The sequence below is a fragment of the Acinetobacter legionensis genome (assembly GCF_048551735.1).
Classification (GTDB): domain Bacteria; phylum Pseudomonadota; class Gammaproteobacteria; order Pseudomonadales; family Moraxellaceae; genus Acinetobacter.
Window position 1 is genome coordinate 187092 of record NZ_JBIMBV010000001.1, and the last position, 19845, is coordinate 206936.

The window sequence follows — 19845 nt, forward strand, 5'->3', positions numbered from 1 at the left end:
TATTAACTAAGGTAAATAGATGAATGTATGTGTCATATTATAGATATATTGCAAGCCTTATTCATTATTTGAGTTTGTGTTAAAATTATTGAGTGATTTCGCTTCTTTTTGAGAATAGATAATGTCTGAACCGATGCCTAAAGCAAGCATTCAATTAAACACGCGTGGACTACGTTGTCCTGAGCCTGTAATGATGTTGCATCAAGCAATTCGTAAATCTAAATCAGGTGATGTCGTTGAAGTATTTGCAACTGATAATTCAACCTCTTGGGACATTCCTAAATTTTGTATGCATCTCGGTCATGAGTTGATTTTACAAGAAGAAGTACTAGATGATGCCGGAAATAAGGAATTTCACTATTTAGTGAAGAAAGGTTAAAAGAAAACGGGTAAGTAATTATAGATGCAAAAACAAGAATTTGAAGTGCATCTGACAGCGGATATTAAAAGTCCAGTGATGTACCATCAGTTTAAAACGATGTGTAAACAGTTAGATGCTAAGCCTCTTGAAATTATACTTGCCCGTGGTATGTATTCTAAACAGATTATGCTCTCTAAATGTGTTTACTCAGCGGATTTAAGTACTGTCCTTGAGGATATTGAGCCTTGGATCAAGGCGTTTGAACAACAGAATATTCAAATTATCCGAACCAAGATTGAACTTCCATTTCAAGATTCTCAAACAGATCAACAGTCTATTTATTATTATGAATGGCATGCTTTGATTGAATGTAGAGATGCTTTTGAACTTAAACAACTATGTGAGCATCATCAAGCACACTTGTCTCAAAATGCTTTAAAACGCCGTGAGAACTTTCGATTTTTAACATTACGCGAAATAGGAACAGCAGATTTTTTCTTGAAACGCTTAGAGTTGTTGCGCATAGCATTATTAAACCAACATAGAGTGATTGCTAAAGAAAGATTTGAGATTTGTATTTATGATACCAATATCATGTTAGATCATGGATGGTTATCTTAAATAGACATAGATAAAGAAGAATGTAAATGAATGAAATAAAGCAAAAGGCTTGTGAGGGCCTGATTCGACGTTTTGCAGAAAGCCACCAGTACTTTCCTTTTATGCTAAAAGGAAGTTTCTTAACTCGGCAATATTTTCCTGCGCATATTGAACGTAAACCACAAGATTTAGATTGGATTTGTTTAAAACCATTAATCGATCGACATTTTGTTCAGGATCATTTGAATGAATGGATGTGCTACTTAACAACTGTAGATTTTAATGATGGTATTCGTTATGAACCATTTTCGAAAGATAATTATTGGTGGGAGTTGGAGTATGTAATGGCAGAAGACTTTCCAACAGTCAGTACAAATATTATCGCATGGGTGAATGGGCAAAAAACTGAAATAGATATTGATGTTTCATTTAATCTTGAAATTCAAGATATTCACAACAGACTTATTTATCATCCTTTTGTTGGTAAGGACTTCCGATTGGCACAAACCCCATCTTTAGCTACGCAAATTGCATGGAAGTTACACCAATGTATTGTGAACCCACGCTATAAAGATATATTTGATTTGACCTATTTACTCAAGCATCCATCATTTTCGGATATTTTTGCAAAACTTTATGCCATAGAAATATTGAAAAGTGAATGTCAAAGAGATGGTTTGGTTTTGACTAAGTTTTTGTATTTGAATCAACCTATTTTGGCTGATGCTTGTATGAAGCTGGCACAAAATTGGCAGAATGAAAGATCTGAGATTCAGTTTGCAAATTTAGATGATATTCCCGAGAAATTTGAAGATTTTTGGAATATTTTTACTCAGTCATTGCTTGATGCGGAGTTATTAGAGTTAATTGATTCAACACCCTAATCAAAGAGTTTTACAAAATTAAAAATGACAGAATTTTGACTTATGATTATAATCTAAACATATTTTTTAATAATAATTAACTCATTCAAATGAACAGCTTACTAAATAGCATTTATAAAATATTGGATCAGCTTGGACTAAACGCACAAAAACGAGCTTTGCATATCCAATTTAGCAATACAGACTTAAACAACCAAGTCTTCTTACAACGCATCGATGGACAACATGGTCTAAACCAAGGCGTGTCTATTGAACTGATTTGCCTTGCCACTTCGGCTGTGATTCCACTTAAACAATTTATCGGTAGCCAAGTGGCGATTGATCAAGTCACAGATCATGGACAACTGTTTCGTAGCACAGGGGTGATTACCGAAGCAGCACAAGGGCAAAGTGATGGTGCACTGACGCTATATAAACTCAAACTCGAAGATGCCACTTCACTGTGGCATAAACGTCGTAACAGCCGAGTGTTTATGAATAAGTCGGTTGTTCAAGTCATAGAAGCGCTGTTTAAAGAATGGCAAGACAAAAGCCCACTCTTTGCCTCCAGTCTAAGCCTCGATAAAAGTGGTCTTAAAAAAGACTACGATATCCGACCATTCATTATGCAGAGCAACGAAAGTGACTATGCATTTTTAACCCGCTTGATGCGCAGTGAAGGGATCAACTGGCTGATTGATGAGGCGCAATTGATTGTGCCTAGTTCTGCGACTCAAATTCAACCACAAAAACTGCGTTTAGTGGATGACAACAGCGAATACAAAGTGCTAGAACGAAGAAAAATTCGTTTCCATCGTAGCAGTGCCACAGAACAACAAGACAGCATCACCAGCTTTATTGGACAACGCAGCTTACAACCCACTGCTGTCCATGTACAACGCTGGCAAGCAGATGTGTTAGAACAAGAAGAAGGTGCAGGCAGTGTTCAAAGCAAACATCAACATAGCCAAAACCAAAACAATGCCAGTCTTGGTTTAGAACAAGCTTGGCATATCAGTCCAGCATGGATTCAAGACCTGAATGGTGAAGATCAAGCAACCGCTTCAAATAACAATCAGATTGAAAAGATCAACCAAAACCTCAGTCATTACTATGATGCTCAATCCAAGCAATTTGTTGCCAACTCCACTGTACGTGATGCGCAAGTGGGGTATTGGTTTGAATTGAATGAACACCCAGAAATAGACCAACACAGTGGCTCAGACAAAGAATTTCTGATCACGTCAAAGACATTCTATAACCAGAACAACTTACCCAAAGATCTGAATGAACAAATCAATCGCTTGCTCAAACAAAGTAATTGGGTCAATTCAAATGTAGACTCAAACAACCCAGAACGCCAAGCCAATCAATTGGTACTACAACGCCGTAATATCACCACTGTTCCTGAATACCACCCACTACAACATCGTCCTAGTACCCATCCACAACGAGCCAAAGTAGTTGGGCCAAGTGGAGAAGAAATTCATGTCGATGAATGGGGGCGCATTAAAGTTCGCTTCCTATTTACCCGCAATGAAGATCATAGTCATGATGGTGGTGCAGGGAGCAATGACAACGACACTGATTCCGCTTGGGTGGATGTACTGACCCCGTGGGCAGGTGAAGGCTATGGTGCGCGGTTCTTGCCGAGGATTGGTGAGATTGTCGTGATAGATTTCTTTGATGGCAATATTGACCGACCATTTGTAGTGGGGCGTATCCATGAAGCGCAACGAAGCCCAACGAAATTTGATGACAAAGGACAATTGCCTGATACAAAAAAACTGGCAGGGATCAAAAGTCGAGAAGTTAAAGGCAGTGGCTATGGCCAGCTTAGATTTGACGATACCACAGACCAAATCAGCAGCCAGCTACAAAGCAGTCACGGCACGAGTCAACTCAATCTCGGTAATCTGAGCCATCCTAAAGAAACTGATACCAGTGAAGGACGAGGCGAAGGCTTTGAACTAAGAACAGACCAATGGGGAGCAGTACGTGCAGGGCAAGGTCTATTGCTGAGTACCCATGCTCAAGACTTAGCTTCAGGTAATCATCTTGATGCAACAGCCGCGAAAAGTCAGTTAGAAAGCAGCCTAAATAATTCTAAGGCCTTAAGTGAAGTTGCCAAGAATCAGCAAACTGATCCTTTAGAAAATTTAGATCATTTGAAATCTTTTATTTCATCTTTGGAAAAAGGTGAATCCCGTGAAGCAAAAAATCAAGCAGATATCTTTAAGCAAGCCCTGATGTTATTGGCTTCACCCAATTCGGTTGCGCTTGCTACTAATGAAGATCTACATCTTTCTGCCGATCGACAAATCTATGAAACTGCGGGTGATAGTATCAACCTAAGCACACAAAAGGCTTTGATTGGGCATGCCAGTGCTAAGATCAGTCTTTTTGCGGCACAAGAAGGGGCAAGATTATTTGCAGGGAAAGGTAAAGTTGAGATCCAAGCACAAGGCGATGGTGCGGATTTGATTGCACGTAAAGGTATTCAAATTATTTCGACCGAAGACAAGATCGAGATTAAAGCGGATAAGAAAATTATTTTGATTGCAGATGGTTCTCAAGTTGAAATTAGTAGTGCAGGTGTCTTACCGACCACTGCAGGTAAGTTTGAGAGTAAGGCGGGGCAGCATAAGTTTTTGGGTGGGGAAAGAGTTAACTTTGAAATTCCTTTTCTACCAAGTAAGAATATATACTCTCATCAGTTTATCTTAAAGAATAAGCAAGGTGAAATCATGCCGAATACTAGTTATGTTTTAAATGGAGCAAATGGGAAAAAATTTAAAGGTAAAACAGACAAAGAGGGTAAAACAAATAGGATTTATACAGCTGAGCAAGAAAAATTTAGCTTGGATGTGGAACTATAATAATGAATGAGAAAAAATATATTACTGAGATTAATCAGCCTATAACAGAAATTGAAGTTAATGAGTATTATTTAGTTATTGGTACAGAGGCTAATGCTTCATATGCATATCAAAATGCAAAGATAACATTCTCCTCGAAATCGGCTAAACATCAATATTTAACAGGCCCTAATTTAGACTGGGGACATGCTTTTTTTTATGTTGTAGAAAATGATGATGTTTTTAGTTTTTTTAGTTTTGGCCCTAGCGCTGGAAAGAAGCTTGGTGAAAATAAAGTAATTGGAAATGCTTCAACATGTCAATATCCGATTGGTGAGGTAGCTCAATTATATGTTCTAAATATTAGTGAAGATGACGCAAAAAAAATAAAAAATGAAGTAAGTAAAATGTATGAGAAATCAAATAATCATTTTTATAATCATGAAACAAATGAATGGGAGCAAAAGAAATCAAATGATAAAAAATATAGAGCAATTACCAATGAAACTTGTGCAAAAGAAGCTTATAGAATTCTTTCAGATATTTTAGATAAAAAAATTCCTGATGCCTATGGCTATGTAAAAATGTATGGGATATCGAAAAAGGCTATATGTCCATTTGCATGGAATGAACATTTATTTAATTCTAATTTAAAACATTATAGTTACCCAGAGTATCCAAATGTAGGAAAAGCAAAAGAGCTATTAGCTGCATTTAAATTTAAAATAAATAATGAGGAGGAAGATTTGAAATATACTTACTTTTTAAGAACAGATTCAGCTAATAATATGAATTATGGTGTTATGGTTCCTGAGTTTGATGATGAGAATACTACAGACTGGTTTTTAAGTGAGGGTGATGAAGATCCTCTCAAAATATACTCATATTTTAATGGTTAGATAATGTATTATTTTAAGTTGATAAGTTTATTATTGTTTTTAATATTTAATTCAACTGTAAATTCCAAAACAATGGATGACAAGATGATTGATAATACTATTATGTTGATAAATGAAATCACAAGAGTGGGTGAAACAGAAAAGTGGAATAGTAGTCTCTTCTTTGAGGGAGCTTTGAAAGTGCATGTGCTAAAAGATGGAACTTTAACTGATAGAGGCGTATACGTTTTATCTAAAAATAAATTTGGTTATCCAGCCACAATCAAAGTCTTAAACTTAAATGATAAAGAGAAAAAATATAAATTTGTTTTTTCCCCATCAAATCAACCTGTGTTTAAAAAACCGATAAAGGCTGATGTAAAGTTGTTAAAAGAAAATAATATTTTCTTTAAATATTCGGAGCTGGTTGAAAAAGAATCAGCGATTTACTCTAGTCCGTACAGCCCAAATACATTATATAAACATATATTTGGTAATCAAAAAAATAATTCTATAATATATGAATTTTATTCATCAAAAAATGAAATTGAAAGTCAAATAAACTATGTTAGGCTGGTTGTTCTATTTGGTGGTGGAGATAAGTAGTATAAATTTTTCGTTAAAAACGAAATTTAATTAATGACAATAAACCCGCCGAAGCGGGTTTGTTGATTTACATATTCGGGTAGTTTGGACCACCGCCACCCTCAGGAGTTACCCAAGTGATGTTCTGAGATGGATCTTTGATATCACAAGTCTTACAGTGAACACAGTTTGCAGCATTAATCTGGAAGCGCTTAGAACCATCATCATTTTCCATAATCTCGTAAACACCAGCAGGGCAGTAGCGTTGAGCAGGCTCATCCCATTTTGGTAAGTTGACATTGACTGGAATCGAAGCATCGGTCAGCTTTAAGTGAGCTGGCTGATTTTCTTCATGTACAGTATTCGATACAAATACAGAAGATAAACGGTCAAAGGTCAATTTACCGTCTGGCTTTGGATAAGTAGGTTTAAATGTCGCAGCATCTACAGTTTTTAATGCACTAAAGTCAGGTGCAAGGTCATGTAAGGTAAATGGCACTTTAAAGATATTTTGATCGATAAAGTTAAATGCACCACCCATCCATAAACCGAATTTATGCATTGCTGGACCAAAGTTACGTGAACGATGTAACTCTTCTTTTAACCAACTGTTGTTGAATTTGTCCGTATATGCAGTTAATTCTTTGGCAAAGAAATCCTCGCCTTCAGTGACACGCGCAACCGCTAAATCGCCACCTTTCTCATGACCCGCTTGGATTGCTTCAAATACAGCTTCACCGCACAACATACCCGATTTCATCGCAGTATGAGAGCCTTTGATTTTAGCAAAGTTTAAGAAACCTGCATCATCACCAATTAAGCAACCGCCTGGGAAGGTTAGTTTAGGTAGAGAGTTTAGACCACCTTTAACAACTGCACGTGCGCCATAAGAAATACGTTTACCACCTTCAAGATATTGCTTGATCAGTGGATGTGTTTTCCAACGTTGCATTTCAGCAAAAGGATACATGTGTGGATTTTCATAAGATAAATCGACAATCATACCCAAGGTCACTTGGTTGTTTTCAGCGTGATATAACCACCAGCCGCCTGAAGAACCTGTTTCTGCCAAAGGCCAGCCTGAACCATGCATTACTAAACCAGGTTTATGTTTAGCAGGGTCGATTTCCCAAAGTTCTTTGATCCCGATACCGTAATGTTGCGGATCAGCATCTTGATCTAAGTTGTATTTTGCAATCAGACGTTTACCGAGGTGTCCACGACAACCTTCTGCAAAAATTGTGTATTTTGCATGAAGCTCGTAGCCAGGAGTAAAGTTGTGCGTCGGTTCACCATCTTTACCAATACCCATATCACCAGTTTGGATGCCTTTTACAGAACCATCTTCATGATAAAGGATGTCTGAAGCAGCAAAGCCCGGGAAGATAGAAACTTCTAACTCTTCCGCTTTTTGACCTAACCAACGCACTACATTACCCAATGAAATAACATAGTTACCATCATTGTGCATAGTTTTAGGAACCATCCAGTGTGGTGCTTCTTGTGACTTTTCGGCAGACATGAGGAAATAAGTTTTGTCCTCAGTCACAGGTACATTTAAAGGCGCACCTTGTTCTTTCCAGTCAGGGAAAAGTTCATTGATTGCACGAGGTTCAAGTACAGCACCAGAAAGGATATGCGCACCAACTTCAGAGCCTTTTTCAACCACACAGACGGAAAGGTCTGGAAGATTGTTTTCAAGAGCTAATTGACGAATTTTAATCGCAGCAGAAAGACCCGCAGGGCCTGCGCCTACGATCACTACGTCAAACTCCATCGATTCGCGTTCGATGTGTTCCATGTAGGACTCCTCATATTTCTAAGGGTGGCAACCGTGAGCATTTATTGGGAATTAATAAATCGGTGCTGCCATGAGTGTTCTAAAAATTCCGTGATACGAATTAACGCTCGTACCAATAATATATTTTGCGCTAGTATAGTTAGAAACCCTAATCTAGCCAATTGGCTGAGTCGTATTATTTTTAAGTCAGCAAGGCATAAACCATGGTAAATCAAAATAATTCAACATCAGCGGCTCAAAATCAGCCAGATTCTGATAATAAAAACTTAATGAGCATTGCACAATACTTAAAAGATGTACAGGCGGGTCACAAAAGGTCAATACCCCCTTTAGAGCAGTGGCAGCCAAAGCATTGTGGCAAAATGGATTTGATAGTAAAAGCCAATGGAGAATGGTGGCACGAAGGTCAATTGATCAAACGCCAAGCGCTTTTAGACCTGTTTACAAAAGTACTTTGGAAAGAAGATGGAAAGTTCTATTTAAAAACCCCAGTTGAACAGATTGAAATTCAAGTTGAGGATGAACCTTTATTGGTCAATCAAGTTGATCAGGTGAATCTCGATGGGCAGGTCTATCTACAAGTGACCACCACCAATCAAGACATTACACTGATTGATCCAGAACACCCTATATTTATGCGTGAATATCAAGGTGAGTTAAGACCTTATGTACATATTCGTTTCGGGATAAATGCCTTGATTCAACGTTCTGCTTTTTTTCATCTGATTGAATATGGGAAATTGCTTGAAAATGAACAAGGAGATACCATTTTATCTTTAGAAAGTGGTGATTTTCACTTGCAATTAGGGACTTGAGGTTTAATCTTGTTAATTATTTTTACCGTATGCCAATAGTGGATCAAATGAGCGCGATTCTTCCTCTCTCTCCTCTAGAAAATCCAATGCCAAAAGCCTTGGCAGATGCCCCGATTGGTATTTTTGATTCAGGTATCGGTGGGCTTTCTATTGCACAGGAAATTGCCAATTATTTGCCAAATGAACGTATTGTTTATTATGCCGATACTGCACATGTCCCTTATGGCCCACGGACGGATCAAAATATTCGTGAATTAACTGCGCAAGCAATCGAGTGGTTATATCGTCAAGGTTGTAAAATCGCAGTTGTGGCATGTAATACCGCTTCAGCATTTAGTCTGGATTATTTACGTGATCATTATGGTGAAAACTTTCCTATTGTTGGGCTGGTGCCTGCTTTAAAGCCAGCAGTGCTACAAACCCAGTCTAAAGTGGTTTCAGTTTTGGCTACACCTGCCACTTTTCGTGGAAAATTGATCAAAGATGTGATGCAGCGTTTTGCAGAACCTGCCAATGTTGAAGTACTGACGATTACCAATCTTGAACTGGTTCCCTTGATTGAATCTGGACGTTATAACAGTTTGGAATGCAAACATAGCCTGCAAAAGGTTTTAGATCCAGTCATTGCCAAAGGTTCAGATTATTTGGTGTTGGGTTGCACCCATTACCCTTACTTAAAACAAAGTATTCAAGAATTATACGGCCCTCAGCTTAACTTAATTGATTCTGGATTAGCGGTTGCACGACAAACGGCGCGTATATTGTTAAAAAATGAGTTAATATCAAGTAGCTTGCAAGAAAAAGGGGTGCGTTTACAATGTTTTGTGAGTGGGGAAAATGCAAAACAATTAGAAAATGTCATCAAACATCTCATACAACCAAAAATTACATGGTCTGTAGAAAATATTGTTGAAAAACTCGGCTAATTCTTTCAATATTGAACAGATTTAATATATTTTCATAAGTGTAGGGCATATCCAACTTAAAGCTCATGGATGGATTTAAGTAGGGTGTGACAAGAATGGGTTAACCTATGCTCGATAAACGGTATCAAGTTTTTATTACAACATCTGGCAAAGAAATGCAGCCAGAACGGATGGTCGTGTCACAAACCCTTATAGGGATGGGTTTTTTTTCTTGGGGATTAGAACAACGGACACCATTAAGTACCGCATTTGCACGTCGTCAGATAGATGACTGTGATTACGTTTTATTGTTGTTGGGGAGTCAGTACGGTGAACAATCTGTTTCAGGGGTGAGTTATTTACATCTTGAATATATTTATGCGGTGACCAAACAGAAACCAATTATTGTATTTATGCATGAGAGTCCTGAATTTCGCGAACCGCATTTAAAAGAAGAAAGTACGCTGCTAAAAGAAAAGTTTAATGAATTTAGACATCAACTACAAAAAGAAGTTGAGCAAGTCGTTAGCTATCGAACTTTACGAGATTTAGAACTTGCGGTACGTTCATATATGCCACAAATGCTAGAGCGCTATCCTGTTGTAGGATGGGTAAGACCTCAGAATATTCAAGTCCTACAAGATGAGATTGATCGTTTAAAAGCGAAGTTGGCGCATATTTCCGTAGAGCAAGGGAAAAAAGAAGCAGATCCATTTTTAACTTTACCCAAAGTTTCATTACATGAAGTGTTTAATTTTGATTATCGAATGCATGCCTATCAAGATGGTAATTTTAAAGAGTTATCGCCAGCGCGTGAGATGACTTGGGCTGAGCTGTTAAAAATCTTATCAGTTGAATTTAGACAACCGACGTCTGAGGATTTTTTCTCTAAAGTCTTAAACGAATATTTGAATAATACGGGTTTAACCGACGCACAAGTGGTGATGCCACGTGCCCATGCTGTGTCTAGAGCGCAGATTAATGTGCGTTCATTGCATACGATTAAGCAGCAAGTCCGTCAAAATGAATGGATCATTCCTGTGGGGCGTGATGATCGTCAGCGTATGCTATGGCAGATGACAGATAAATGCGTAAAATTACTTGAAAATTCACAACGTATTAGCAGTCGCTCTTCAATTTTTTAAGTTAAATAAATTGAGTGAGTCAAGATAAAAAATTTTGTTTAGATAAAGACTCTGTTAAGCTGATCATACGAGATAAACTATTGTGTAAATCGGGTGAAAATGTCTTTATCTAAACCTAAAGTTCTGATTATTATTGCCAATTTAGGGACACCAGATGCGCCTACAGCTCCAGCTGTTCGGGCTTTTTTAAAGCAGTTTTTATCAGATCAGCGCGTCATCGAAATTCCCAAAATTTTATGGGCAATTATTTTAAATGCATTTGTTCTGCCTTTTCGACCAACGCGTGTTGCTGAAGCTTATGCACAAGTCTGGTCAAATGATTCACCTATGCGTGAAATTCTATTTGAACAAGTTGAATCGCTACAAAAAAAATTAATAAGTACCAATGCTGATTTAGATTTAGAGATTGTGCCAGCAATGACCTATGGGCGACCAGGTATTGATGCTGTATTGAATGATGCGAAAAACAAGCAGTATGACCATATTATTCTTTTTCCGTTATTTCCACAGTATTCGGCAACATCAACCGCCCCTTTATATGATGCCGTTGCACAATGGTTGTTAAAGCAACGCAATATCCCGGGTTTAAGTTTTATTCGAGATTATTATCAACACCCACTTTATATTCAGGCGCTTGCCAACAGTGTGCGTGATTATCAGCAGCAATATGGACCAGCCACTAAACTGTTGATGTCTTTTCACGGGATCCCACAGCCTTATGCAGATAAAGGTGATCCTTATGCAGAGCGTTGTCGTATCACTGCACTTAAGGTGGCACAGCTGTTGAATTTAAGAGACGACCAATGGGCGATCAGTTTCCAATCCCGTTTTGGCAAACAAGAATGGGTAAAACCTTATACCGACCAGCTCTTACAAGAGTGGGCAGTGCAAGGTGTTGAATCTGTTCAAGTGTTAAGCCCTGCATTTTCGGCAGATTGTTTAGAAACCTTGGAAGAGCTGGCGATTCAAAATGCTGAATTATTTTTAAAAGCAGGGGGCAAACACTATGCTTACATTCCTGCATTAAATAGCCGTGCGGATCATATTGACTTATTTGAGCAACTTTTACAGACTCAATTGAATACACTCAAGTTTCATTTACAGGTATAGGGTTTTTTAGGAAAATTATCATGTTACAAGTCAAGATTGTACCCGTTACTGCATTCGCCCAAAATTGTTCTATTGTTTGGGATTCGGAAACCAAAGAAGCGGTATTGATTGATGCTGGTGGTGAGCCTGAGAAATTAAAACAAGAAGTTGAAGCATTAGGACTGACAGTCAAAGCATTGTGGTTAACACATGGTCATTTGGATCATGCTGGTGCGGTAGGTGCATTGGTCAAAGAATGGAATGTGCCTGTGATTGGTCCGCATAAAGAAGACCTGTTTTGGTTAGAAATGATTCAAGAAGTATCTGCCCGTTATGGATTTCCAATTCCTGAGCCTGTTCATGTCAATCAATGGTTAGAGGGTGGCGAAAAGTTAAGCTTAGGGGATGAAGAGTTTGAAGTGCGTTTTGCACCAGGACATACACCAGGCCACGTCATTTTTTACAATGCCAAATATGGTGTGCTTTGGACAGGAGATGTACTGTTTAAAGGTTCAATTGGCCGTACTGACTTTCCAAAAGGCAACCATCAACAGCTCTTAGATTCAATTCAGCGTGAATGTTTTACCCTGCCTGATGAAACTCAATTTATTTCAGGGCATGGTCCAATGAGTACCATTGGTTTTGAAAAGCAACACAATCCTTTTGTGGCAAGTAAAGCGGGTTAAGTATTCGCTGTCTGACTTCATTATAAAAAATAATTAATAATAAAATTGTGAAGTCGTAGATGATTTATTCATCATTGTTTTTCTAATTCAATATTTTATATATGATTAAATGCACGATAAGCCACTTAAATAGTCATGTAAATTATGCTTAGATAAATCGATTAAAGAACAGTGTTTATATTTCTTATTTCACAATAAAGCTTTTAGACATTACTTAATCTATCATTGAAATAAGAGGGACTATTTGCATGATAATATTCAAGAATAGTTGTATTCATTGAAATTAAGTTACTTAATTATTTTAAATCATTTTTATTTTATCATTTCCAATTTGAGTAATAAGATTATAGTTGCAAATAAAATCCCGATTGCTAGAAGAGAAAAATCAAGAATATATACTCCAATAAAAGTAAAAAATACACATAAAATTGCTAAGAGAGCGACAAAAAATTTTAAGCCTATTGACACCTTGACTACTCCACCTTTCATGATGAGTTGAAACTGATTAGACTTTATACAAGTGTGAAAACAAGCTGTATGATATCGCGATATATTCAAAAATAAATGCTTATTGTAAAGTGTAATTGTAAGTTTTTTTAAAATTTTCTAAACAAGAATAAAGTATAGGTAATTAAAGTAAGCGTAGTTTGCTGAAGCTTTTCAGAAAGCTTCAGAATCCTCTGCTTGAGGTGCATCTTCTGTAGGTAATGTATAGTCTCCATTGGCCCAAGCACCTAAATCAATGAGTTTGCAACGTTCAGAGCAAAATGGACGAGATTCATTACCCGCCCAAGTAGACGGTTCGCCGCATCGAGGGCAAGGAAAAGTTTTAGACATATGGAAATCCTCATTTAAAAAAGCAAAAGTCGCAAAGAGTTGTTAAACTTGTGAACGATTTCTTGTTAGTTTGATCTGATTATGTCGATTCGTCAATTTCAAGCACAGCGTATGCATGCTCCTCGTGATTTTCAATGTGTTGAAAATAACCCAATTTGTGTAGAAATTGGGGCAGGAAAGGGCAAACATGCTTTGCTCTTTTCTGAACAGCACCCTGAACTGAAATTGATTGCGATAGAAAGAACCCGTGAAAAATTTATTGCCATGCAAAAACAGCATCAGCTGGAAGGTCAAACAAATTTAACTCCTATTCATGCTGATGCATTACCGTGGGTGGTGCATGCACTTTATCCCTATCAGGTACAACAGTTTTTTATTCTCTATCCAAATCCAGAACCGCATAATCCTGCGCAACGCTGGTTAAATATGCCTTTTTTTGAATTTCTGATTTCCAGATTATCGGCAAATGGCAGCATCACTTTAGCTAGTAATATTCCTGAATATATTGCTGAAGCGGAACAGCAATTAAAAAATGTTTGGAAGCTACCTTATGAAAAGCAAGCGATTGCGTCAGATTCAGCACGTACGCATTTTGAAATTAAATATTTAGAACGAGGTGAATTGTGTCAGCAATTGATTATTGCTAAACCTGAGCATTATCAAACACGTTTCGATATTGTTCAGCCACGCCAAGGTAAAACTGTTGAAATCCTATCAGAATCAGAGCCATCTGATGCCAATTAAGAAAATCGCTATCATTGGGGCAGGCCCGGCAGGCTTGATGGCTGCAGATGTTCTTAGTCAATATACTGAGGATTATGAAGTTCATGTTTTTGAACAGAAACCTTCTGCTGCACGTAAATTTTTGATGGCTGGAAAGACGGGGCTGAATATTTCCCATGCAGAAGCATTTGAACAATTTATTCAACGTTATGATCATGGGGAATGGTTAAGACCTTGGGTTGAAAAGTGGGATGCGACATGGATTCAAAATTGGATGCATGGTTTAGGAATTGAATCCTATGTGGGAAGTTCAGGGCGAATTTTTCCTGTAGAAATGAAGGCCGCGCCTTTGTTACGTGCTTGGTTAAAGCAGTTGGCAGCGCAGCACGTTCAATTTCATTATCGTCATCAAATTACTGATTTAAAGCAGCAACAACTCGAAATTCTTGATCTCAGGAACAATCAAGCACAGCAGTTAGATTTTGATGCGATTATTCTGGCATGCGGTGCTGTGTCATGGTCACGTTTGGGCAGTGATGGCGCATGGCAAAAGTGGTTGCCTGCTTCTGAAATTGAAGCGTTTCAAGCGAGTAATGCCGGTGTGGTTCGGGCATGGTCAAACTATATGCAGCCTTTATTTGGTCAGCCTCTTAAACGCGTAGACGCTTGGGTAGATAATTCTGCAAAGACACAAGGTGATATTGTGATTACCCATTATGGACTAGAAAGTGGCTTAATCTATAAGCAGGGGCGATTATTACGTCAGTTGGTACAGCACAATCAACCCCTGTCGATTTATTTAGACTTGTTACCTGATCAAACTGTTCAACAACTTACTCAGAAATTGCAGCCGTCCAAAAAGCAATCCAGTACCAATATCTGGCGCAAAGCAGGTTTAGATACAGTTAAAGCGAATCTGATTCGTGAATTGGTTGATAAATCGGTTTGGAACAACCCAGAAAAATTAGCACAACAGATTAAGCATTTAAAAATTGAGTTAGAAGGATTTCGCCCCATTGAAGAAGCAATCAGTTGTGCAGGGGGTATAAAGCAAGCCGTATTAACTCAGCATTTACAACTTAAATCTAATCCCTCTGTATTTTGCTGTGGTGAAATGCTGGACTGGGATGCTCCGACAGGAGGATATTTGTTAACTGCGTGTTTTGCGACAGGGCGTGCTGCGGGTGAGGGTGTACATCAATATCTCAATACATGAGATTAGGCAAAAAAAATGATGGTGTTTTGATTAAAAATGCGACTTTTATGCTAGTTTGATGCTATTGCCAATAGCCTTTGAAATAGGGAGATTTTCTCAATGTCTGCTGAAAAAATATATACAGGAAGTTGTTTGTGTGACGGTATTCACTATGAGATTCATGGTGAAATTGGAGACGTGATAGAGTGTCATTGCCAACGTTGTCGTAAAGCCAATGGTACAGCATTTGCGACCAATGCACCAATTCAAAAAGCAGATTTTAAGATTACCAAAGGTGAGGAATTATTGAAAAAATTTGCATCGACAGCAACAACAACACGTTGTTTCTGCCAAGAATGTGGCTCACCAATCATCAGTATTAAAGCAGAAACACCAGATACCTATCGTTTAAGAATTGGAACTTTAGATACAGCTTTAGAACAGAAGCCAACAATGCATATTTTTACTGCTTATAAAGCAGAGTGGGATACCATTTGCGACGGTTTACCTCAATATGATGAGCGTCCATAACCGTGTAGAAAGGGATCGAATAGATCCCTGACTTGATTGTGTTATTGTTATTTTGCAGTTAAAGCATTGCCTTCAAATTTGATGCCATTCCAGCCATTTTGCATAAATTGGCGAATGTTCTGATGGTCTGTTGCATCAGGCGTTGCTAAAACAGCAGCATAATGCTCTGCAAATAGATTCAGTGTTTGTTGTTGATCTAAATCATTTAATTGTGCAAAAGAAAAAACTTTAGCACTGCCTTGGTTCTCTGTGGCAGCATTATGCTGTTGACCATTTTGAAATGCAGTCGGTGTGTGGGTATAACGAGCTTCAATATGACTGATGACATCTGCAAATTTTGCATCGCCTGCTTGAAGTTGTTTCAATAATTCTTGAGCCATGATGTGAAAATTCCGTGTTAAATCGTGCCAATATCATAGCCTATGGTTAAATAATTCAGTAATGCTATTTAATATTTTGAGATGGGCCATTCTTTAACCATATTTGCTAAAATAACAGCATCGAAATCCATAAAAATAGGTCGGTATGAATCGTCATAATATTAAAAATAAAGATTCAAACTTTATTTTGAGCCTGATCGGTCTTTTTGCTGAACGCCCATTATTATTAAAACTACGCCGTATCTTGATGGGTTTTATTCCTTTTCTACAGCTACAAAGTCAGGTCAAGAATCTTGTGTATTTGTCGTGGTTGGTGGATATAGATCAAGTTCGTTCACGCTATCCACAGCCTATTCAGTTATGGGAAAAGCAAGGGAAAACGATTTTTACCATACTGATATATCAGCATGAACATTTTGGTTTTTCTTTTTTAGGTCCATTACGTAAATTGATGCCATCACCGAAACAAAGCAATTGGCGCTTTTATATTGCCCCTATACAACAGGATAAAACGGTGATTTTCGAGCAAGTTGTGATTGACCAGCAGCTTTATGTTTTGAGTGGGCGTTTGGCAAGTGATGCGATGCCAGCACAATATGCAAAGAAATTTGTTCACCAAGTCTCTGAACAGCTGATTCAAACAGAGCTTGAACTTGATCCAGTTTATCAATTATCCAGCACGGTTCAAATCAATACAGATCCGCGCTTACCTGAGGCGTGGCAAAATTTATTCTCTTCATGGGATGAGGCCATTCAATATCTGGCTGAACAAGACCATGCATGGGTAGAATGGGTCGATCAACCTGAAAAACTATCACAAGGGGATATTGAAATGCCTTTTGATTTTAGTCAGGTTCTGCCTGCGCAAGTGCTTAATATTGCTTGCCCCTTGCTACAACAATGGGGTGTTCGTGAACAAGATGTATTTGCCTTTGTTGTGCCAACTTTGGACTTTTATGTCAGAAATGAGTTGCCACTTAAATTAGATCGTTAAGCTTCTCCATGTTAATCTGTGGATAACTATCCGCTTATACACAAGCTGCTTATAAACAAGCTGAGCTGTAAAAAATCGGATGGTGGGTAAATGCGTTTTTTAAAAAGTTTTAAGGATATCTAAACATGAATTGGCTATTGGTCGCATGCGGTGGGGCAATTGGTGCAAGTTTACGTTATGGTGCAGGGTTTATTATTTCTAAACCACATAGCCTATTCCCTTGGACAACATGGTCGATCAATATCTTGGGCTGTTTCTTGGCTGGGATTTTTTTTGCTTTTACCCAGCGCTATCCTATTTTACAGAATGAAACTCGATTATTTTTAATGGTTGGAATCCTCGGCGGTTTTACAACTTTTTCCAGTTTTGGTCTGGAAACATTCCAGCTGATTCGGCAGGGACAGTTTCCAATCGCTTTGGCTTATACTGTTTCTAGTGTGATCGTTGGTGTGATCTGTTTAGCGATTGGCTTTTATATTTTTCAAATGCTTTTATCCACAAAATAATGTGCAATATTCAAAATGAAAAAGCCTAAGCTGAGGGAAGCTTAGGCTTAGACACAACATACAGTTCAATTAACGTTTAAAACGGGCAAAGCGTTTATTGAAGTTGGCAATACGACCTTCATTGCTTGCCTGACGAATTTCACCTGTATAGAAAGGATGTGAAGCACTGGATATATCGAGTGTGACATAAGGATATTGTGTGCCTTCATATTCTTTGGTGTTTGTTGTCTTGATCGTGCTACCAATAACAAAGTATGCATTGGCATTGGTGTCATGAAATAACACTTGACGATATTCTGGGTGGATACCTTGGCGCATGGTTTTAACCTCTAATTATTTAAATATAGTGCAATGTTATAATATTACATTTAACTTGTAAAGTACTTCATTTGATGGGTATTCGTGTTGTCTAGCGGATTTGAAAAAAGTGAGATAAAAAAAAGAAGCCTAAGCAGGAGGATCTGGCTTAGACTTCAAATATAAGTTTAATGTAAAGCGCTATTCTTAAAATTAGATGAAGCGCATAACGAAATTTTTAAAATAAATGTGTTGATCCTGTCACTTTTAAATAAATTGGATGCAGTCGATTTCAATAAAAAACTTAGTCTTGTAAAGGCACCAGCTCTTCAAAGAGGTCTTTTAAATTATCATTGACTTTAAGTTGAATCAGATTCCAGTATTGGCCTGAAATTGTCCGATTTACCATTAAAGTATCTGGTGATGGTTTGAATACATCCCAATATTTTAACGATTTTTTCACCAGTTTGATGCCATCATGATGTGCTGAATTTTCAGCAAAATCATAATGTGTGGTCAATGGTCGTAATAAAATTTCAAGCCATGCCTCATATAACTCTACTGGAAATTTACCTTTTTCAGCTAACGCATCTAAAACGGTTAAATGCTCTTCAATCGTCACAATATCTTGTTTTCGTGCAGCTCTGACCAAGGCTTTAAAATGAGTAATGATTTCATTGGATAAGGTTTTTACACCACCAAAATCGTAAATGATCACACTGCCGTCTTCACGGAAAGCAAAGTTGCCAGGATGAGGGTCGCAATGGAAACGTTTTAAGAAGAAAATCTGTTGACCCAATGCCAATATTAAGCGTCGACCAATTTCATTGCGCACAGATAAATCCCAAGTACTTGCAGTCTCAATACTTTCACCTTTTTCAAGGCTTAGGGTTAAGATGCGACGACTCGAATAGTCTGTAAACACTTTGGGAATAATAATTTTTGTGTCCAAAGCTTGATGGAATGTTCTAAAAACTTGTAAGTTTTGTGCCTCAATTTCGTAATTGAGTTCTTCATGTAAGCTGTCTTGAATTTCTTTAAATAAGCGATCTTGTAATTTTTTATCTACTTTTAAAACACCCATTAAGCGTAATGCCAAACGAACCTGTTTTAAGTCACTTTCACATGCTTCATCTACCCCAGGATATTGTACTTTGACCACAACTTCAGTGCCATTTTTTAACATGGCTTTGTGAACTTGGCCAATAGACGCTGCTGCGAAGGGTTGTTCCTCAAAATGCAGAAATGTTTGATCAATCGGTTTGCCTAGCTCGCGTTCTACTTGTTGTTTAATTTCGGCATATGGCATTGCAGGCGCTTGACGTTGCAATTTAGCGATTGCTCGTGCGACTTCAGGTGGAAAGATATCTTTATATTGCGAGGCGATTTGACCAACTTTCATCACAGCACCTTTCATTTCTCCTAAGGTATCTGCAATTTGAACACCAATATCTTGGAACAGCTTACTGCGGGCTTCATTTTTTTGTTCTTCATCCGCATTAAAGTTACGAATTGAATTTGATACCGTTTTCGTCGCGATACTTGCAGTCATACTCGCAAGTTTCATAAAGCGGCGACCTGGGGTACTGGTACTTTTCGACATTCGTAACTATCCTTTAATTGGGATTAAACGTTTAATTCATTTTGATCATAGGCGACTATTGTTAAACTGCCTACTCTAATTTGTTAAGCGTTTGTTTCTACTTGGCTATTTTTAATCTTAAAATATCCAGCATGCTATCGGTCTCTTCTCAGTGGTTTTGGATTAAAATATTCTTCAATATTTTAATCGTTGT

General features: G+C 37.8%; 21 protein-coding genes. 16 read left to right on the forward strand and 5 right to left on the reverse strand.

The genetic code is table 11. The features are described from left to right. Positions 1 to 121: 121 nt before the first annotated feature. The 6 genes from tusA (at position 122) to ACG9ZL_RS00825 (ending at position 6166) form a co-directional block, all read left to right on the forward strand. Complete coding sequence (gene tusA, locus ACG9ZL_RS00800) at positions 122 to 379, forward strand: sulfurtransferase TusA (RefSeq protein ID WP_336953730.1); 258 nt, start codon at positions 122 to 124, stop codon at positions 377 to 379. Between the two features lie 24 nt (positions 380 to 403). Then, positions 404 to 982 (forward strand): hypothetical protein, encoded by a 579-nt coding sequence (locus ACG9ZL_RS00805; protein ID WP_419358744.1) that lies wholly within the window; start codon positions 404 to 406, stop codon positions 980 to 982. A gap of 26 nt (positions 983 to 1008) precedes the next feature. After that, positions 1009 to 1845, forward strand: coding sequence for a nucleotidyl transferase AbiEii/AbiGii toxin family protein (locus ACG9ZL_RS00810; protein WP_336953732.1), 837 nt, complete (start codon positions 1009 to 1011; stop codon positions 1843 to 1845). A gap of 89 nt (positions 1846 to 1934) precedes the next feature. Continuing rightward, positions 1935 to 4703: a type VI secretion system Vgr family protein gene (locus tag ACG9ZL_RS00815; protein ID WP_419358745.1), complete on the forward strand. Its 2769-nt coding sequence runs from the start codon at positions 1935 to 1937 to the stop codon at positions 4701 to 4703. A 2-nt stretch (positions 4704 to 4705) separates the two neighbouring features. Next, positions 4706 to 5581 carry a hypothetical protein gene (locus tag ACG9ZL_RS00820; RefSeq protein ID WP_336953734.1) on the forward strand — a complete coding sequence of 292 codons (876 nt, stop codon included), beginning with the start codon at positions 4706 to 4708 and terminating at the stop codon, positions 5579 to 5581. 84 nt (positions 5582 to 5665) lie between these two features. Continuing rightward, positions 5666 to 6166 (forward strand): hypothetical protein, encoded by a 501-nt coding sequence (locus tag ACG9ZL_RS00825; RefSeq protein WP_419327960.1) that lies wholly within the window; start codon positions 5666 to 5668, stop codon positions 6164 to 6166. 67 nt (positions 6167 to 6233) lie between these two features. On the opposite strand, the gene ACG9ZL_RS00830 is transcribed toward ACG9ZL_RS00825, so the two are convergent. Next, positions 6234 to 7946 (reverse strand): electron transfer flavoprotein-ubiquinone oxidoreductase, encoded by a 1713-nt coding sequence (locus tag ACG9ZL_RS00830; protein ID WP_419358747.1) that lies wholly within the window; start codon positions 7944 to 7946, stop codon positions 6234 to 6236. 203 nt (positions 7947 to 8149) lie between these two features. Here ACG9ZL_RS00830 and ACG9ZL_RS00835 point away from each other — a divergent pair, with 203 nt between their 5' ends. The 5 genes from ACG9ZL_RS00835 to ACG9ZL_RS00855 all read left to right on the forward strand — a co-directional run bounded on the left by ACG9ZL_RS00835 (position 8150) and on the right by ACG9ZL_RS00855 (position 12586). Beyond that, entirely contained in the window at positions 8150 to 8761 is a 612-nt protein-coding gene (locus tag ACG9ZL_RS00835; RefSeq protein ID WP_419358749.1) for a DUF1285 domain-containing protein, read from the forward strand. A 47-nt stretch (positions 8762 to 8808) separates the two neighbouring features. Continuing rightward, a complete protein-coding gene (murI, locus tag ACG9ZL_RS00840; RefSeq protein ID WP_034616447.1) occupies positions 8809 to 9687 on the forward strand; it encodes a glutamate racemase in 879 nt (292 codons plus the stop codon). 107 nt (positions 9688 to 9794) lie between these two features. Continuing rightward, positions 9795 to 10811, forward strand: a complete 1017-nt coding sequence (locus ACG9ZL_RS00845; RefSeq protein ID WP_419327723.1) for a DUF4062 domain-containing protein — start codon at positions 9795 to 9797, stop codon at positions 10809 to 10811. A gap of 99 nt (positions 10812 to 10910) precedes the next feature. After that, positions 10911 to 11921 (forward strand): ferrochelatase, encoded by a 1011-nt coding sequence (gene hemH, locus ACG9ZL_RS00850; protein ID WP_336953460.1) that lies wholly within the window; start codon positions 10911 to 10913, stop codon positions 11919 to 11921. Positions 11922 to 11941: 20 nt separating this feature from the next. Continuing rightward, positions 11942 to 12586 carry an MBL fold metallo-hydrolase gene (locus ACG9ZL_RS00855; protein WP_096735244.1) on the forward strand — a complete coding sequence of 215 codons (645 nt, stop codon included), beginning with the start codon at positions 11942 to 11944 and terminating at the stop codon, positions 12584 to 12586. 660 nt (positions 12587 to 13246) lie between these two features. Here ACG9ZL_RS00855 and ACG9ZL_RS00860 read toward each other — a convergent pair. Continuing rightward, positions 13247 to 13423: a DNA gyrase inhibitor YacG gene (locus ACG9ZL_RS00860; protein WP_336953462.1), complete on the reverse strand. Its 177-nt coding sequence runs from the start codon at positions 13421 to 13423 to the stop codon at positions 13247 to 13249. Between the two features lie 75 nt (positions 13424 to 13498). On the opposite strand from ACG9ZL_RS00860, the gene ACG9ZL_RS00865 reads away from it, so the two are divergent. The 3 genes from ACG9ZL_RS00865 to ACG9ZL_RS00875 all read left to right on the forward strand — a co-directional run bounded on the left by ACG9ZL_RS00865 (position 13499) and on the right by ACG9ZL_RS00875 (position 15872). Then, entirely contained in the window at positions 13499 to 14167 is a 669-nt protein-coding gene (locus ACG9ZL_RS00865) for a class I SAM-dependent methyltransferase (RefSeq protein ID WP_419358886.1), read from the forward strand. Beyond that, positions 14157 to 15362: a TIGR03862 family flavoprotein gene (locus ACG9ZL_RS00870; RefSeq protein ID WP_419358751.1), complete on the forward strand. Its 1206-nt coding sequence runs from the start codon at positions 14157 to 14159 to the stop codon at positions 15360 to 15362. The genes ACG9ZL_RS00865 and ACG9ZL_RS00870 overlap by 11 nt, the downstream gene beginning before the upstream one ends. A gap of 99 nt (positions 15363 to 15461) precedes the next feature. Further along, positions 15462 to 15872 (forward strand): GFA family protein, encoded by a 411-nt coding sequence (locus tag ACG9ZL_RS00875; RefSeq protein WP_336953463.1) that lies wholly within the window; start codon positions 15462 to 15464, stop codon positions 15870 to 15872. Between the two features lie 47 nt (positions 15873 to 15919). Here the strand turns inward: ACG9ZL_RS00875 and ACG9ZL_RS00880 are convergent, their stop codons facing one another. After that, on the reverse strand, positions 15920 to 16252 hold the full coding sequence (locus ACG9ZL_RS00880) for a HopJ type III effector protein (RefSeq protein ID WP_336953464.1): 333 nt from the start codon (positions 16250 to 16252) through the stop codon (positions 15920 to 15922). A 145-nt stretch (positions 16253 to 16397) separates the two neighbouring features. On the opposite strand from ACG9ZL_RS00880, the gene ACG9ZL_RS00885 reads away from it, so the two are divergent. Both ACG9ZL_RS00885 and crcB read left to right on the forward strand, forming a co-directional pair. Beyond that, a complete protein-coding gene (locus tag ACG9ZL_RS00885) occupies positions 16398 to 17246 on the forward strand; it encodes a hypothetical protein (RefSeq protein WP_419327721.1) in 849 nt (282 codons plus the stop codon). A gap of 125 nt (positions 17247 to 17371) precedes the next feature. Beyond that, positions 17372 to 17752 (forward strand): fluoride efflux transporter CrcB, encoded by a 381-nt coding sequence (crcB, locus tag ACG9ZL_RS00890; protein WP_034616430.1) that lies wholly within the window; start codon positions 17372 to 17374, stop codon positions 17750 to 17752. Positions 17753 to 17821: 69 nt separating this feature from the next. Here the strand turns inward: crcB and ACG9ZL_RS00895 are convergent, their stop codons facing one another. Next, positions 17822 to 18070 carry a type B 50S ribosomal protein L31 gene (locus tag ACG9ZL_RS00895; protein ID WP_004816804.1) on the reverse strand — a complete coding sequence of 83 codons (249 nt, stop codon included), beginning with the start codon at positions 18068 to 18070 and terminating at the stop codon, positions 17822 to 17824. Between the two features lie 283 nt (positions 18071 to 18353). Continuing rightward, entirely contained in the window at positions 18354 to 19652 is a 1299-nt protein-coding gene (locus ACG9ZL_RS00900) for an ABC1 kinase family protein (RefSeq protein ID WP_336953466.1), read from the reverse strand. Positions 19653 to 19845 lie beyond the last annotated feature (193 nt).

Bases quoted from the DNA above. Each gene is read 5' to 3' on its own strand.
- tusA (WP_336953730.1), top strand. From the start codon at position 122: ATGTCTGAACCGATGCCTAAAGCAAGCATTCAATTAAACACGCGTGGA.
- ACG9ZL_RS00805 (WP_419358744.1), top strand. From the start codon at position 404: ATGCAAAAACAAGAATTTGAAGTGCATCTGACAGCGGATATTAAAAGT.
- ACG9ZL_RS00810 (WP_336953732.1), top strand. From the start codon at position 1,009: ATGAATGAAATAAAGCAAAAGGCTTGTGAGGGCCTGATTCGACGTTTT.
- ACG9ZL_RS00815 (WP_419358745.1), top strand. From the start codon at position 1,935: ATGAACAGCTTACTAAATAGCATTTATAAAATATTGGATCAGCTTGGA.
- ACG9ZL_RS00820 (WP_336953734.1), top strand. From the start codon at position 4,706: ATGAATGAGAAAAAATATATTACTGAGATTAATCAGCCTATAACAGAA.
- ACG9ZL_RS00825 (WP_419327960.1), top strand. From the start codon at position 5,666: ATGATTGATAATACTATTATGTTGATAAATGAAATCACAAGAGTGGGT.
- ACG9ZL_RS00830 (WP_419358747.1), bottom strand. From the start codon at position 7,946: ATGGAACACATCGAACGCGAATCGATGGAGTTTGACGTAGTGATCGTA.
- ACG9ZL_RS00835 (WP_419358749.1), top strand. From the start codon at position 8,150: ATGGTAAATCAAAATAATTCAACATCAGCGGCTCAAAATCAGCCAGAT.
- murI (WP_034616447.1), top strand. From the start codon at position 8,809: ATGAGCGCGATTCTTCCTCTCTCTCCTCTAGAAAATCCAATGCCAAAA.
- ACG9ZL_RS00845 (WP_419327723.1), top strand. From the start codon at position 9,795: ATGCTCGATAAACGGTATCAAGTTTTTATTACAACATCTGGCAAAGAA.
- hemH (WP_336953460.1), top strand. From the start codon at position 10,911: ATGTCTTTATCTAAACCTAAAGTTCTGATTATTATTGCCAATTTAGGG.
- ACG9ZL_RS00855 (WP_096735244.1), top strand. From the start codon at position 11,942: ATGTTACAAGTCAAGATTGTACCCGTTACTGCATTCGCCCAAAATTGT.
- ACG9ZL_RS00860 (WP_336953462.1), bottom strand. From the start codon at position 13,423: ATGTCTAAAACTTTTCCTTGCCCTCGATGCGGCGAACCGTCTACTTGG.
- ACG9ZL_RS00870 (WP_419358751.1), top strand. From the start codon at position 14,157: ATGCCAATTAAGAAAATCGCTATCATTGGGGCAGGCCCGGCAGGCTTG.
- ACG9ZL_RS00875 (WP_336953463.1), top strand. From the start codon at position 15,462: ATGTCTGCTGAAAAAATATATACAGGAAGTTGTTTGTGTGACGGTATT.
- ACG9ZL_RS00880 (WP_336953464.1), bottom strand. From the start codon at position 16,252: ATGGCTCAAGAATTATTGAAACAACTTCAAGCAGGCGATGCAAAATTT.
- ACG9ZL_RS00885 (WP_419327721.1), top strand. From the start codon at position 16,398: ATGAATCGTCATAATATTAAAAATAAAGATTCAAACTTTATTTTGAGC.
- crcB (WP_034616430.1), top strand. From the start codon at position 17,372: ATGAATTGGCTATTGGTCGCATGCGGTGGGGCAATTGGTGCAAGTTTA.
- ACG9ZL_RS00895 (WP_004816804.1), bottom strand. From the start codon at position 18,070: ATGCGCCAAGGTATCCACCCAGAATATCGTCAAGTGTTATTTCATGAC.
- ACG9ZL_RS00900 (WP_336953466.1), bottom strand. From the start codon at position 19,652: ATGTCGAAAAGTACCAGTACCCCAGGTCGCCGCTTTATGAAACTTGCG.